General features: G+C 72.6%; 16 protein-coding genes. 7 read left to right on the forward strand and 9 right to left on the reverse strand.

The genetic code is table 11. The features are described 5' to 3' along the window. The first annotated feature begins 13 nt into the window (after positions 1-13). The gene (locus ACX25U_RS33515) at positions 14-793 is read left to right on the forward strand and encodes an alpha/beta hydrolase (protein ID WP_454385618.1); all 780 of its coding nucleotides are present in this window, start codon (positions 14-16) and stop codon (positions 791-793) included. 38 nt (positions 794-831) lie between these two features. Here ACX25U_RS33515 and ACX25U_RS33520 read toward each other — a convergent pair whose 3' ends face one another. The 3 genes from ACX25U_RS33520 to ACX25U_RS33530 form a co-directional block, all read right to left on the reverse strand. Then, positions 832-1,857, reverse strand: a complete 1,026-nt coding sequence (locus ACX25U_RS33520) for an alcohol dehydrogenase (RefSeq protein WP_454385619.1) — start codon at positions 1,855-1,857, stop codon at positions 832-834. A 63-nt stretch (positions 1,858-1,920) separates the two neighbouring features. Beyond that, on the reverse strand, positions 1,921-2,868 hold the full coding sequence (locus ACX25U_RS33525; protein ID WP_454385621.1) for a TIGR01777 family oxidoreductase: 948 nt from the start codon (positions 2,866-2,868) through the stop codon (positions 1,921-1,923). 95 nt (positions 2,869-2,963) lie between these two features. Continuing rightward, a complete protein-coding gene (locus ACX25U_RS33530; protein WP_454385623.1) occupies positions 2,964-3,779 on the reverse strand; it encodes a thioesterase family protein in 816 nt (271 codons plus the stop codon). Positions 3,780-3,909: 130 nt separating this feature from the next. Between ACX25U_RS33530 and ACX25U_RS33535 the strand changes: the two genes are divergently transcribed. Next, positions 3,910-4,425 carry a GNAT family N-acetyltransferase gene (locus ACX25U_RS33535; RefSeq protein WP_454385624.1) on the forward strand — a complete coding sequence of 172 codons (516 nt, stop codon included), beginning with the start codon at positions 3,910-3,912 and terminating at the stop codon, positions 4,423-4,425. Between the two features lie 10 nt (positions 4,426-4,435). Here the strand turns inward: ACX25U_RS33535 and ACX25U_RS33540 are convergent, their stop codons facing one another. Further along, positions 4,436-5,590 carry a Gfo/Idh/MocA family protein gene (locus ACX25U_RS33540; RefSeq protein ID WP_454385626.1) on the reverse strand — a complete coding sequence of 385 codons (1,155 nt, stop codon included), beginning with the start codon at positions 5,588-5,590 and terminating at the stop codon, positions 4,436-4,438. Between the two features lie 144 nt (positions 5,591-5,734). On the opposite strand from ACX25U_RS33540, the gene ACX25U_RS33545 reads away from it, so the two are divergent. Next, entirely contained in the window at positions 5,735-6,742 is a 1,008-nt protein-coding gene (locus ACX25U_RS33545) for a LacI family DNA-binding transcriptional regulator (protein ID WP_454385628.1), read from the forward strand. A gap of 8 nt (positions 6,743-6,750) precedes the next feature. Here the strand turns inward: ACX25U_RS33545 and ACX25U_RS33550 are convergent, their stop codons facing one another. After that, positions 6,751-7,176, reverse strand: a complete 426-nt coding sequence (locus ACX25U_RS33550) for an ATP-binding protein (protein ID WP_454385630.1) — start codon at positions 7,174-7,176, stop codon at positions 6,751-6,753. 177 nt (positions 7,177-7,353) lie between these two features. Between ACX25U_RS33550 and ACX25U_RS33555 the strand changes: the two genes are divergently transcribed. Both ACX25U_RS33555 and glpK read left to right on the forward strand, forming a co-directional pair. Then, positions 7,354-8,121, forward strand: coding sequence for an IclR family transcriptional regulator (locus tag ACX25U_RS33555; RefSeq protein ID WP_454385632.1), 768 nt, complete (start codon positions 7,354-7,356; stop codon positions 8,119-8,121). Positions 8,122-8,191: 70 nt separating this feature from the next. Further along, a complete protein-coding gene (gene glpK / locus ACX25U_RS33560) occupies positions 8,192-9,709 on the forward strand; it encodes a glycerol kinase GlpK (RefSeq protein ID WP_454385634.1) in 1,518 nt (505 codons plus the stop codon). Between the two features lie 23 nt (positions 9,710-9,732). On the opposite strand, the gene ACX25U_RS33565 is transcribed toward glpK, so the two are convergent. Next, positions 9,733-10,056 (reverse strand): helix-turn-helix transcriptional regulator, encoded by a 324-nt coding sequence (locus ACX25U_RS33565; RefSeq protein ID WP_454385635.1) that lies wholly within the window; start codon positions 10,054-10,056, stop codon positions 9,733-9,735. 132 nt (positions 10,057-10,188) lie between these two features. Here ACX25U_RS33565 and ACX25U_RS33570 point away from each other — a divergent pair, with 132 nt between their 5' ends. Continuing rightward, a complete protein-coding gene (locus tag ACX25U_RS33570; protein WP_454385637.1) occupies positions 10,189-10,977 on the forward strand; it encodes an ANTAR domain-containing protein in 789 nt (262 codons plus the stop codon). A 91-nt stretch (positions 10,978-11,068) separates the two neighbouring features. Here ACX25U_RS33570 and ACX25U_RS33575 read toward each other — a convergent pair whose 3' ends face one another. After that, positions 11,069-11,389 carry a DUF2795 domain-containing protein gene (locus ACX25U_RS33575; RefSeq protein ID WP_454385638.1) on the reverse strand — a complete coding sequence of 107 codons (321 nt, stop codon included), beginning with the start codon at positions 11,387-11,389 and terminating at the stop codon, positions 11,069-11,071. A gap of 205 nt (positions 11,390-11,594) precedes the next feature. Here ACX25U_RS33575 and ACX25U_RS33580 point away from each other — a divergent pair, with 205 nt between their 5' ends. Next, a complete protein-coding gene (locus ACX25U_RS33580; protein WP_454385639.1) occupies positions 11,595-12,002 on the forward strand; it encodes an SseB family protein in 408 nt (135 codons plus the stop codon). 18 nt (positions 12,003-12,020) lie between these two features. Here ACX25U_RS33580 and ACX25U_RS33585 read toward each other — a convergent pair whose 3' ends face one another. Both ACX25U_RS33585 and ACX25U_RS33590 read right to left on the reverse strand, forming a co-directional pair. Continuing rightward, positions 12,021-12,410, reverse strand: coding sequence for a MarR family winged helix-turn-helix transcriptional regulator (locus tag ACX25U_RS33585; protein WP_454385641.1), 390 nt, complete (start codon positions 12,408-12,410; stop codon positions 12,021-12,023). Between the two features lie 61 nt (positions 12,411-12,471). Continuing rightward, positions 12,472-12,816 (reverse strand): VOC family protein, encoded by a 345-nt coding sequence (locus ACX25U_RS33590; protein WP_454385642.1) that lies wholly within the window; start codon positions 12,814-12,816, stop codon positions 12,472-12,474. Positions 12,817-12,933 lie beyond the last annotated feature (117 nt).

The following is a 12,933-nucleotide window of genomic DNA, read 5'->3' on the forward strand; positions in this document are numbered from 1 at the left end:
CCGGAGGTGCCCCATGCCGCAGCTCGAGGTCGACGGCGCGCTGCTGACGTACGACGACGAGGGCCCGCGCGACGGTGACGGCGTGCCTCTGGTGTTCGTCCACGGCTGGACGGCGGACCGGCACCGCTGGGACCACCAGCTGAAGCACTTCTCGGCCGAGCGCCGGGTGGTCCGGCTGGATCTGCGCGGGCACGGGGAGAGCGGCGGCGCGGGGTCGCGGACGATCGAGGAGCCGGCCCGCGACGTGGTCGCGCTCCTGGACCACCTGGGCGTCGACCGGTGCGTGCTGATCGGGCACTCGATGGGCGGCATGATCGCGCAGACCATCGCCCTGGCCCACCCCGAGCGGGTCGAGCGGCTGGTGCTGGTCTGCTCCATCAGCCGGATGACGTACAGCCGGGGGAGGGGGCTGCTGATGGCGGCGTCGACGCTGGTGCCGTTCAAGCTGTTCGTCGCCGCCAACATCCAGCGCGCCTTCGCCCCCGGTTATCCGCGCGAGGAGATCCGGCGCCACATCCGGGCCTCCGCCGCGACCCCGCGCGAGGTGGTCATGACCTGCTACTCGGCCATGCGGGCCTTCGACGTCCTGGGCCGGGTGGGCGAGATCCGCGTGCCCACCCTGCTGGTGCACGGCTACCACGACATCCAGCTGCCGGTGAAGCAGATGCTGCGGATGGCGAAGGCGTACCCGGACGCGGAGGTCCGCATCATCGACGCGGGCCACGAACTGCCGCTGGAGAAGCCGGCGGAACTGACCGCGGCTCTCGACCGGTTCGTGACCGGCCGTTCCTGACGGCCGGGGCGCACGGGGCCGCTCCAGGACCCCGTGCGTCAGCCGGTGGTGAGCACCATACGGAAGCGGGCGGCGCCGGAGAGCATCTTCCGGTACGCCTCGCCGGCCTGGTCCAGCGGCACGACCTCGGTCATCGGGCGGATCCCGTGCAGGGCGCTGAACGCCATGGTGTCCTGCACGTCCTGCGAGGTGCCGGACGGGTGGCCGCGGACCATCCGGCCGCTCAGGATCAGCTGCAGCGGGGTGATGCCCAGCGGTTCGGGCGCCGCGCCGATGACCACCAGTTCGCCGCGGTGCGAGAGCCCGGCCGCGGTCGCCGTGATGGCCTCGGAGCTGCCGGCGGTGGCCAGTACGACCTTGGCGCCGCCGAGCGACGCCAGAGCGTCGGCGACGGGGGTGTCCGCCGTGCTGTCGACGTAGTGGTGCGCGCCCAGCTGCTTGGCCAGGTCGGCCTTGTCGGCTCCCCGGGCGATCGCCACCGTCTCGAAGCCCATGGCCGCCGCGTACTGCACCCCCAGGTGTCCCAGGCCGCCGATGCCGAGCACCGCGACCAGGTCGCCGGGGCGGGCGGAGCTGCGGCGCAGCCCGTTGAACGTGGTCACGCCCGCGCACGCCATGGGCCCGGCGTCGCTCGCCGCCAGGGAGTCGGGGATCCGGGCCAGTGCGTCGACCGGTGCGATCACCCGCTCGGCGAAGCCACCGTCGTACGTCCAGCCGGGCACCTTCAGGTTCGGGCACACGACGAAGTCGCCCTGCCGGCACGGTGTGCAGTGGCCGCAGCTGCCGCCGAACCAGCCCACCGTCACCCGGTCGCCCACCTGTCGGCCACGGTCCTGCGTCCCCTCGCCGAGCTGCTCGATCCGCCCGGCGATCTCGTGCCCGGGGACCACCGGGAAGTCGATGCCGGGAAACGCGGCGTCCACGAAGGCGCTGTCGCTGTGGCAGACCCCGCAGGCCTCCACGGCGATCCTGACGTGGCGGGGGCCCGGCTCCGGGACCTCGCGCTCGGCGATCTCGAAGGGACCGCCGGCAGTGGTCACCTGCGCGACTTTGTAGGTGGTCATGGGTCTCTCCCGAGAGTCTCTCCCCCGAGCAGGGCGGGTGCGACGGCCCCCGCAACCAGCACATCAGCTCCGGGCGGATCGCGCGCGCCGTACGAGGTCGGCGGCGGCCCGCGACCACTCGGGGTGGTCGAAGCCGAAGCCCGCGTCGAGCAGCCGTCCCGGGACGACCCGCCTGCTCTTGAGCAGCAGCTCGGTGTCCGAGCGCAGCACGAAGGCGCCGATCTCGGCCATCCACTTCGTCGCGGGCAGGCCCACCGGGACGCCCCACGCCTTGCGCAGCGCGCGCATCAGCGTGCGCTGCGGCACGGGGGAGGGCGCGGCGAGGTTCACCGGGCCGGTGATGTCCTCACGGTCGACGAGGAACTCCACCGCCCGCACGAAGTCGCGGTCGTGGATCCAGGAGACGTACTGCGCGCCGCCCGCGACCGGCCCGCCCAGACCGAACCGGGCGAGCCACGACAGGACGTCGAAGACACCGCCCCGGTCGGGGCTCATCACCATGGCGGAGCGGAGGGCGATCTTGCGGGTGTGCGGGGTGTCGGCCATCTCCTGCTCACGCTCCCAGGCCCTGGCGATCTCCACGCTGTACGCCCAGTAGCCCGGAACCGCGGGCTCCGTTCCGCCGATCACCCCGCTCGCCTCGTCGTTGGGCGCGTCGAAGCGGTGGGCGTAGACGGTGGCCGTGCTCATCTGCAGCCAGACCCTGGGCGGCCGCGTCGCGGCGGCGACGGCCTCGCCCACGACCCGGGCGGAATCCACCCGCGAGTCCATCATCGCCCGCAGATTCTCGGGCGTGTAGCGGCAACTGACGCTGCGCCCGGCCAGGTTCACCACGACGTCACTGCCGTCGACCGCCTCGGCCCAGGCCCCCAGGGACCTGCCGTCCCACAGGACCTGCCCCGGACGCGTGGGCCGCCTGCTCAGCACCACCACCTCGTGGCCCGCCGCGGTCAACGCACGGTCCAGGACCGCACCCACCTGTCCGGTCCCGCCCGGTAACACGATCCTCAACTGGCTCGCCCCCTTCACCGATACCGACGGAGACGACCTTAGCCCAGAAAATTGAACGTGTTCAAAAACAGGGAGGGTTCTGTCTTGGAGCCGGCTCAGTCCCTCCCGCCGGGCGGCATGGGCCGTACGGTGAGGATCTGCTGGGCGTGTCCGACCGGGCCGTGCACGTCGTGCAGGACCGTGCTGGTCAGGCCCAGGCCGGTCGGCCCGAAGGCGACCGTGGTGTCCAGTCCGGTCCAGGGGCCCTCGGGGCGGCGGTGGAGGTGGACGGTCAGGTCCACGTTGGGAAACATCCACGCGGTGGGCGACTGCCGTGCGGCGATGCCGTTGGCCGTGTCGACCAGGGCGAGGTAGGAGGCGAGCGGGCTGCTCGGCTCGCCGGCGACCAGGGTGAGCGGGGTGGAGACCCACGCGGTGGTGCGGCCCGGGCGTGGCGGGGCGAGCGGGCGGACGTCCAGGGAGGCGATGTAGCCGCCGGGCCACAGGTCGCTCATCGCCCAGGGAGCGAGCCGGTCGGGCGGGGTGAGCCGGTCCTCGGCGCCCCCGGCGACGGAGGCGGTGTCCTGGGCGGACAGCAGCCAGGTGCGGGCTCGGACCACCGGGCGGCCGGCCATGTGTACGACGGCTTCCAGCAGTTCGATGGTTCGGCCGGGGCGGAGCGTCGCCACTTGTATCTCACACTCGTCCAGGGCCGGGCGCCCCAGGATGTCGTAGCTGATCCGGGCCGGTGTCAGACCGGTATCGGGGCGGGCGGCCAGGTGGTCCTCGATCGCGTGGACGATCAGTCCGCCCAGCGGACTGAAGTGCTGCTCGTACGGGTCCCAGGCGCCACTCGCGTGGGCGGTGGGCTTGAAGCGGTGCTCGTCGATACGTTCGTAGTAGCTGTCGGGAACCGGGGTGCCGCTGTTCAACGGGTATACCTTTCAGGGTTGTTCACGAAATGCTGAGCAGGCGCAGGGTTCTGCTCCGGACCGGCGGGGCAGGCCCATCATCGCCCAGCCGGTGCTTGGCATCTACACCCACCGCCCGTCAGGAGGCCCCGTGCAGCTGCGCGACGTGACACCGGACGACGTCGACGCCTACATCCGGATGCGCTGCGATCCGGTCATGATGTCCGGGCTCGGCGGGCCCCTGCCGGCCGAGGGCATGGTGGACAAGGTGCGCCGGGACGCCGAGCAGGCGGCGGCCGGCACCGCCTGGATCAAGATGATCGTCCCTGACCCGCGGACCCCAGGCGTGGTGGCCGGGACCGTGTCCATCTGGGCCCACGAGAGCGGCGACGGCCCGATGTCGGAGATCGGCTGGATGGTGCTGCCCGGGTTCCAGGGGCGCGGTCTGGGCAGACGCGCCGCCCGCGCGCTGCTCGAGCAGGCGCGGGACGAGGACCGCTGGGGGGTGGTGCACGCCTTCCCGGCCACGACCAACGCGGCCTCGAACGGCATCTGCCGCTCGCTCGGCTTCCGGTTCCTCGCCGAGCGCGAGGTGACGTTCGCGGGCCGGGTGCTGCGCACCAACCACTGGGCCGTCACCCCGCGCACCGACCTGACGCCGGGGTGAGGGGACAGGCTCAGGCGAGGCTCACCCACGAGCGCTGCTCGGCGGAGCGGGCCATGGCGTCCAGTGCCGTCGCCGCGGCCACCGCGTCGTCGAGGGTGGCGCCGTACGGCCGGTTCTCCGTGATCGAGCGCAGGAAGTGGTGTGCCTCGACGACCTTGAGGTCGTCGTAGCCCATGGCGTTGGCCGAGCCCGGCTGGAAGGCCTCGTACGCGCCGTGGCCGGGGCCGACGTAGACGGTGCTGACCGGCTGGTCCTGGTACGCGGTGCCGCGGCTGACGCCTAGTTCGCCCATGCGGCGGAAGTCCCAGAAGAGCGCGCCCTCGGTGCCGTGGATCTCGAAGCCGTAGTTGTTCTGCTCGCCCACCGAGACCCGGCACGCCTCCAGGACGCCGCGCGCGCCGGAGGCGAAGCGCAGCAGGCAGTTGACGTAGTCGTCGTTCTCGACGGGGCCGAGTTCGCCGCCCGACGCCCGGGTGTGACCGGCGGTGGCACCGGACGGGCGGGCTCGCTCGGGCACGAACACGGCGGTGTCCGCGGCCAGCGAGTCGATCTCGCCGAGCAGATGGCGGGCCAGGTCGACCCCGTGCGAGGCCAGGTCGCCCAGCACTCCGCTGCCACCGCGCTCGCGCTCGTAGCGCCAGGTCAGGGCACCCTCGGGGTGGGCGGCGTAGTCGCTGAACAGCCGGATGCGGACGTGGGTGACCCGGCCGATCTCGCCGGCCGCGACCATCTCGCGGGCGGCGGCGACGGCGGGTGCGTTGCGGTAGTTGAAGCCGACCGTGCCCCGCACGCCGGCCTTGGCGGCGGCGTCGGCGACCGCGCGGGCGTCGTCGGCCGTCAGGCCCACCGGCTTCTCGATCCAGATGTGCTTGCCGGCCTCGGCCATGGCGAGGCCGATCTCCCGGTGCAGGAAGTTGGGGGCGGTGATGCTGACCGCCTGGACGCGGGGGTCGGCGGCGATCTCCCGCCAGTCGCGGGTCGCGGAGTCGAAGCCGTACCGCCCGGCGGCCTGCTCGGCCCGGCCGGGCACCTCGTCGGCGACGGCGACCAGGTGCGGACGTACCGCCGGCTGGGGGAAGTGATGGAGCACGCGTGCGTACGCCTGGGTGTGCACCCGCCCCATCCAGCCGAATCCGACGACGGCGACGCCGAGCACATCCACCATGACAGCCCCTCTTTGGACCGATCCAAAACCTGCGGGCTCACGATGCGGGCTGGTTCTGCCGAGTGTCAACCCCCTTCGCCGGCGCACTCCCGGCTCTGTGCAGGACCCTTTACAGAAGGCCCCTCCTGTGGAACGGTCCAGCACGTGCGATCCCCGACCATCCGCGACGTGGCCGCGCGGGCCGGTGTGTCCAAGTCCCTGGTCTCGCTGGTGCTGCGCGGCTCCGACAGCGTGCGCCCCGAGAAGCGGCAGGCGGTCCTCGCCGCGATCGACGAGCTCGGCTACCGGCCCAACGCCGCCGCCCGCAGCCTCAGCGAACGGCGCACCCGCACCGTCGGCGTGCTGCTGAACGACATGCGCAACCCCTGGTTCGTGGAACTCCTCGACGGCCTCAACTCCCGCCTGTACGACAGCGGTCTGCACATGCTGCTCGCCGACGGCCGGCTCAACCGGCGCCTGGGCGAGGACCTCACCCGTACCTTCACCGAACTGCGCGTCGACGGCCTGGTCGCCGTCGGCACCCTGCGGGACCCGCAGGCGCTGCGCACCGCGGCCGGCCGGCTCCCCACCGTCGTCGCCGGCACCCGCGAGCCCGACCTGCCCGGAGTGGACGTCGTCGTGGGCGACGACGAGCACGGCGCCCGGCTGGCCACCGAGCACCTCGTCGTCCTCGGCCACCGGCACATCGCCCACATCGCGGGCCACGGCGCGGTCGGCGAGCTGCGCCGCCGCGGCTTCGAGGCCACCATGCGCGAGCACGGGCTGGCCGGCACGGCGGTCGTGGAGCAGGGCGACCTGACCGAGGAGGGCGGCTACCGGGCCACCGTACGGCTGCTCAGCCGCCCCGGGCGCCCCACCGCCGTCTTCGCCGTCAACGACATGACCTGCGTCGGCGCGCTGTCGGCCGCCGAGGAGAGCGGCCTTCGGGTGCCGCGCGACCTCTCCCTGGTCGGCTACGACAACACCTATCTGTCGCGGCTGCGGCACCTGTGGCTGACCACCGTGGACAACGCCAGCCACGACGTGGGCCGACGTGCCGCTCAGCGGTTGCTCGACCGGATCGACGACCCGGACCGCCCGCGCGCGGTCGACCTGACCACCCCGTACCTGGAGGTGCGCGGCACGACCGCCCCACCGCCCGGCGGCGCCTGAGGCGGGGCTCAGCCCGCGAGTACCTCCGCCCACCGGCGGGTCTCACCGGCGTACGCCCGTACGCCGCACCGGGCCGACAGGGCGGTGACGATGTCCAGGCCGCGGCCGTGCTCGTCCGGGTCCGGCGCGGCGGACGGCTCGGGCGGCGCCGCGGGTCCCCGGTCGGTCACCTCCACGCGCACGGCCCGGCGCCCGCCGGCCGGGACGCGCCGCAGCCGCAGGGTGGCGGGCGGCCGGGCGTGCACCAGCGCGTTGGTGACCAGCTCCGACACCACCAGGAGCACGTCCTCGGCCGCGTCCGCGGGCAGGTTCCAGCCGCTCAGCACCGCACGGACGCGCCGGCGTACGGCCGGCACGGCACCCGCGGCGTGCGGCAGCGGGAAGACCTGGTCGGCCTCCCGGCGGGGCGCGGCATCGAGCTGCGCTGTGGTCATGTGCCCTCCTTCTCCCGGGCCGCGCTGCCGGCCGGAGGCCGGGCGCGCTGTGAACGCCAGGGAATGAAGGAGGGGCCGGTCAATGAACAACGGTCGGCATTGCCGAACGGCACCTGACGAAGAGGTCGAATGGGGCAAGCCCGGGCGGAACCGGAGGACAGGCCCTAGGATCACTCCATGGCCGGACCCGTCCAGTCCATAGAAAGAGCGGCGGCGATCCTGCGGCTGCTGGCCGGCGGCCCACGCAGGCTGGGGCTCGGCGAAGTGGCGTCGTCCCTCGGGCTGGCCAAGGGCACCGTCCACGGCATCCTGCGCACCCTGCAGCACGTGGACTTCGTCGAGCAGGACGAGGCCACCGGCAAGTACCAGCTCGGGGCGGCGCTGCTGCACCTGGGCACCAGCTACCTCGACGTCAACGAGCTGCGCTCACGCTCCCTGAACTGGGCCGACGCACTGGCCGCCCGCAGCGGGGAGGCCGTCCGCCTGGGCACACCCCTGGAGGGCCGGGTCCTCATCGTCCACCACGTCTTCCGGCCGGACGACACCCTGCAGACCCTGGACGTGGGCGCGCTGCTGCCGCTGCACGCCTCCTCCCTCGGCAAGATCCTGCTGGCCTTCGGGGCCGCCACCGTCGACCCGCTGCCGGAGGAGGGCCTTCAGGCGTACACGCGGCACACCCTGGTCGTCCCCGAGGACCTGAGCCGGGCGCTCGCCGAGATCCGGGAACTCGGATGGGGAGCCGAGGTGCAGGAGATGAGCATGGGGGATGCCGGAATCGCCGCCCCGATCCGCGGGCACGGCGGCCTCGTGGTGGGCGCCATCGGAGTGTCCGGTCCCGTCGAGCGGATCTGCGATCCCCGGGGCCGGCCGCTGCAGGCACTGATCGCCCTGCTCCGGGACGCCGCACGGGCGATCTCCCGAGACCTGGGAGCCGCCCGCTGGTAGACACCGACGGATCCCCGCATCCCGCTGACAGGTCCCCTCCGCGTGACGCATCGGAAGGCAGGCCCCGATCATGGTTGAACGGTATGTGATGTCCATCGACCAGGGCACCACGTCCACGCGATGCATCCTGTTCGACCATCACGGGCGGCTGGTGTCGGTCGCCCAGCGCGAGCACCAGCAGCACTTCCCCCGGCCCGGGTGGGTCGAGCACGACGCCGTGGAGATCTGGCGCAACGTACAGCGCATCGTCCCCGAGGCACTGGCCGGCGCCGGCGCGGACGCCGCACGGATCGCCGCCATCGGAATCGCCAACCAGCGCGAGACCACCGTCCTGTGGGACCGGCGCACCGGCGCCCCACTGGGCCGGGCGATCGTCTGGCAGGACACCCGCACCGCGCCGCTCGTCGACACGCTGCGGGACCGGCCCGGCGACGATTTCTTCCTCGACCGCTGCGGTCTGCCTCCCTCCACCTACTTCTCCGCGCCCCGGATCCGCTGGCTGTTCGACCACGTGGAGGGCCTGGAGAAACGCGCCCAGGACGGCGAGGTGCTGTTCGGCACGATGGAGAGCTGGCTGATCTGGAACCTCACCGGCGGCACCGACGGCGGCCTGCACATCAGTGACCCCACCAACGCCAGCCGCACCATGCTCGTCAACATCCGGACCCTGACCTGGGACCCCGAACTGCTGGACTTCTTCGGCGTGCCGCGCCCGCTGCTGCCGGAGATCCGTTCCTCGGCCGAGAGCTACGGCGAGGCCCGCGCCCTGCTCCCCGGCGTCCGCATCGGCGCCGCCCTCGGCGACCAGCAGGCGGCTCTGTTCGGGCAGACCTGCTTCTCGCCGGGCGAGGCCAAGTGTACCTACGGCACCGGCAGCTTCCTGCTGATGAACACCGGAACCGACCTGGTGCGCTCCCACCACGGCCTCCTCACCACCGTCGCCTACAGGATCGCCAACGAGCCCACGGTCTATGCCCTGGAAGGGCCGATGGCCGTCACCGGCTCACTCGTCCAGTGGTTCCGCGACCGGCTGGGGCTGATCAGCACCGCACCCGAGATCGAGACGCTGGCCCGCACGGTGGAGGACAACGGCGGCTGCTACATCGTCCCGGCCTTCTCCGGTCTGTTCGCCCCGCACTGGCGCAGCGACGCCCGCGGTGTCGTCGTGGGCCTGACCTCGTACATCACCAAGGGGCACCTGGCCCGGGCCGTCCTGGAGGCCACCGCCTGGCAGACCCGGGAGGTCGTCGACGCCATGAACGCCGACTCCGGGCTCGCCCTGAAGCAGCTCAAGGTCGACGGCGGCATGACCTCGGACAACCTGCTCATGCAGATGCTGGCCGACGTGCTCGACGTCCCCGTCGTACGCCCCCTGGTGGCCGAGACGGTCTCGCTGGGCGCCGCCTACGCCGCCGGCCTCGCGGTCGGCCACTGGCCGGACCTGGAGGTCCTGCGCCGCAACTGGCACCGGGCCGGGCAGTGGCTGCCGGACATGGACCCCGAACGGCGCGAGGGGGAGTACGAGTCCTGGAAGCGGGCCGTGGAACGGTCCCTGGACTGGATCCGCCCACCCGGGCAGCCGCGCTGAGCCGGCGGGGCCGCTCGGCGACCTCAGCGACCGGACCAGGAGCGGTCGGCCTCCGCGCGGACGAGCAGCGAGAGCAGGGAGGCCACGGTCAGCCCGGCCTCGGCCGGGTGCCGCAGGACCTTGCTCGGGTCGATCCGGTAGATGTTGCCGCGCCCCTCCTTGGTGTGGGAGAGGTACCCGTCGCGCTCCAGATCGGCGATGATCTTCTGGACGGCGCGCTCGGTGAGCCTGCAGTGGGCCGCGATGTCGCGGATCCGGGCGTTGTGATTGTCGGCGATGGCTGCCAGCACCCGGGCGTGATTGGTCAGAAACGTCCATCCGGTATGCGGCTCAGGCACTCCTTCCATGGGGCCAGCTTAGGGCCCGGCTTTCACGCATACAAGAGCCTGAACTAGACTTCATGTATATCTTGACGTGCTCCAGGTGTCGGGGCGAGTCTGGAAGCGGAGAACGGGCGAACGCTTGTGAGAGAGGCGGTCATGGCGGAGCCTGCGTACGAGGCGCGGTCCACCGCCGGGGGTGCCGCCGCCCGCGGCGACCGCGGCGGCGTACCGGCGGCACCCCCGGGATGCGAACTGGCGATCGGCACCGGCCCCGAAGGCGGCCGCGTGCTCGTCACGGTGCACGGCGAACTCGACCTCGACACGGGCCAGGGCTTCCAGCGCGCCCTGAAGGACGCCCTCGGCCGCTCGGCCCAGGGCATCGACCTGGACCTGAGCGGAGTGGGGTTCTGCGACTGCTCCGCCCTCAACACCCTGATCAGCCTGCGGGAACGGGCCCTGGCACAGGACAAGACGATCGTCGTACGCGCCACCAGTCCCGTGAGCGAGCGGCTGCTCGTCCTCACTGGCACGCACTCGCTGTTCTGCGCCGAGGCGCCCGACGGGCCGGAGGCGTACGAGGCGGGAGCGACGGTGCCCCCCGCCCGGCACGGGGCGCCGGAGGACGGGACGCCGGCCGAGGACACCGAGCAGGACCTGCACATCGAGGTCGTCCAGCTGCGCCGGGCCATGCAGACCCGACCCGCCATCGACCTGGCCCGCGGCATCCTCATGGCCTCCTTCGGCCTGACCTCCGACCAGGCCTGGTCGGTGCTGGTCATCGCCTCCCAGAACACCAACACCAAGCTGCACCACGTCGCCCGGGCCGTGGTGACGGCGGTGCACGGCGACCCGCTGCCGGAGACGGTCCGGAAGCACCTGACCGCCGCCGTGACCGAGGTCCGGGCCTCGACGGACGGGACCGGCGGCACGCCACGGCGGAGCTGACGAATCGGCCCCGGACCAGTGGTTACCCGGAACCCGGGGTTCGGAAGTGAGCCCCGGGCCGGCCCCCCGCGCGCATCGCGGAGGGCCCGCCTCAGCGTGCCGGCTCCTCCTGCACAGGCTGCCCCGACACGTCGCGCAGGTGCTGCGACCGGCCGGGCCTGCCGCCCTCGCGGGCCTGTTCGGCGCGTTGCGCGGCACTGAGGCCGAGATCGGAGTCGGGGTCCACACGCACCGAGCGGGCCACCTCCTCACGGTTGGCGCAGCTCTCCGGCGGAATGCCGCGCAGCGCCTTGACGACCTCCTCCGAGGCACCGGAGCGGCGCGCCGCCCGAACCGGATCGTCCTTGCCGGCCGGGAAGTCGACGTCCTTGATGGTGTTCACCACGTCCCGGGCGCTCGTACTGGGGGCCATGGCTCCTTCTCCCTGTCGTACTCGTGGGGATCCCCGGGAAACCGTCATCGGCCCCTTCCTCACCTCTCGCTCCCGCCCCACGGCCGCCGAAGCCGGTCCGGCCCGTCGTGATTGCGGCGCGAGCGATCGGGTACGCGAGCAGGGCTGTGCCCGGGGAGATCACCCCCGGGCGGGCCGTACAACCGCCGCGACCAGGGAATCTGCCATGGAGACACCAGCGAACGACAACACCGCGACGCCCGCCCAGCGGGCGCTGGACGTGCTCGCCGAGAACGCCGAGGACGCGGTGGCACTGGACACGCTCGCGCACAGCGACGTGCTGGTCCCCGTGCCGGACGACGCGAGCGACGAGGACGTCACCAACCCCTCGACGGTGGCCTTGCCCGTCCTCGAACAACCGGGCGGAGCGCCGGTGGTGCCCGTGTTCACCTCCGAACTGGAGATGTCCGACCTGCTGCCCTTCGTCTCCAGCTACCGCCTCGTGCCCCTCGGCGCCCTCGCTTCCCAGTGGCCGGCCGACGACCTGTCGCTGACCATAGACGCCAGCTCGCCGCACGGCCTCACGCTCACCTCGGAGGGAGTACGCACCCTGCTGGCCCGCCCACACGGCTGAGCCGGCCCGTTCAAGCCGTCAGCCGCCGAGCGTACGGGCCAGGGCCGCGCGCTGCAGGGGCAGCACCTCCGCGTGCAGCGCGCGGCCCTTGGCCGTCAGACACACCCACACCCCGCGCCGGTCCTCCGCGCACACCGACCGCTCCACCAGGCCGTCCTTCACCAGCCGGCCGATCAGGCGGGACAGCGCGCTCTGGCTGAGGTGGACCCGGCCGGCGAGGTTCTGCACCCGGCACTGCTCGCCCTCTTCGGACGGCCCGGACGCCAGGATGTCGAGCACCTCGAAGTCGCTCGCGCCGAGCCCGTACGGATGCAGCACGCGGTCGAGTTCGCACATCGTCCGCGCGTGCACCGACAGGATGCCCCGCCACCGTTCCTCGAGCCGGGCCCCGGCCGCGTCCGCTCCCATACAGCGCATGTTAATGCGCGTACATCGAAACCGGCCGGTCGCGCCGCGGCCGGCCGCGGCGTCAGGCGTCCTGGACGAGCCCGACGAGATTGCCGTCCGCGTCCTTCACCGAGGCGATCAGCCTGCCGCCACCGACGTCCCGCACGTCCTGCAGCAGTTCGGCGCCTGCCTCCAGCAGAGCCGCCAGCCGCGCCCGGATGTCGTCGACGTGCCAGTACGGCACCGGCCCGGTCATCCCCTGGGCGTGCCCGTTCGGGTCCAGACCGACGTCCTGCCCGGCGTCCTTGAACCCGACGTAGTAGGGCTCGTCCGCATACGGCTCGACCTCCAACAGTGCCCTGAACAAGGCCTTCGCCCGGTCGAGGTCCTTGACGGGATAGACGATCGTCTTCAGGCCGGCGGTCATGGAAACTCACTCCTTCGAGGTGCGTGGCCCGACGGGTGGCGTCGGTGCCCTCACGCTAGGGCGGGTGAGCCCGCGGCCGCTTCTCCGATCCTGACCGGTTGCGTGCGGCAGGCTCCC

This window comes from Streptomyces sp. JNUCC 63, from assembly GCF_054366325.1.

Excerpts from the sequence above, each read along its gene's own strand:
- ACX25U_RS33515 (WP_454385618.1), top strand. The coding sequence starts at position 14 with ATGCCGCAGCTCGAGGTCGACGGCGCGCTGCTGACGTACGACGACGAG.
- ACX25U_RS33520 (WP_454385619.1), bottom strand. The coding sequence starts at position 1,857 with ATGACCACCTACAAAGTCGCGCAGGTGACCACTGCCGGCGGTCCCTTC.
- ACX25U_RS33540 (WP_454385626.1), bottom strand. The coding sequence starts at position 5,590 with ATGGTGGATGTGCTCGGCGTCGCCGTCGTCGGATTCGGCTGGATGGGG.
- ACX25U_RS33550 (WP_454385630.1), bottom strand. The coding sequence starts at position 7,176 with ATGACCACAGCGCAGCTCGATGCCGCGCCCCGCCGGGAGGCCGACCAG.
- ACX25U_RS33555 (WP_454385632.1), top strand. The coding sequence starts at position 7,354 with ATGGCCGGACCCGTCCAGTCCATAGAAAGAGCGGCGGCGATCCTGCGG.
- glpK (WP_454385634.1), top strand. The coding sequence starts at position 8,192 with ATGGTTGAACGGTATGTGATGTCCATCGACCAGGGCACCACGTCCACG.
- ACX25U_RS33565 (WP_454385635.1), bottom strand. The coding sequence starts at position 10,056 with ATGGAAGGAGTGCCTGAGCCGCATACCGGATGGACGTTTCTGACCAAT.
- ACX25U_RS33570 (WP_454385637.1), top strand. The coding sequence starts at position 10,189 with ATGGCGGAGCCTGCGTACGAGGCGCGGTCCACCGCCGGGGGTGCCGCC.
- ACX25U_RS33575 (WP_454385638.1), bottom strand. The coding sequence starts at position 11,389 with ATGGCCCCCAGTACGAGCGCCCGGGACGTGGTGAACACCATCAAGGAC.
- ACX25U_RS33580 (WP_454385639.1), top strand. The coding sequence starts at position 11,595 with ATGGAGACACCAGCGAACGACAACACCGCGACGCCCGCCCAGCGGGCG.
- ACX25U_RS33585 (WP_454385641.1), bottom strand. The coding sequence starts at position 12,410 with ATGGGAGCGGACGCGGCCGGGGCCCGGCTCGAGGAACGGTGGCGGGGC.
- ACX25U_RS33590 (WP_454385642.1), bottom strand. The coding sequence starts at position 12,816 with ATGACCGCCGGCCTGAAGACGATCGTCTATCCCGTCAAGGACCTCGAC.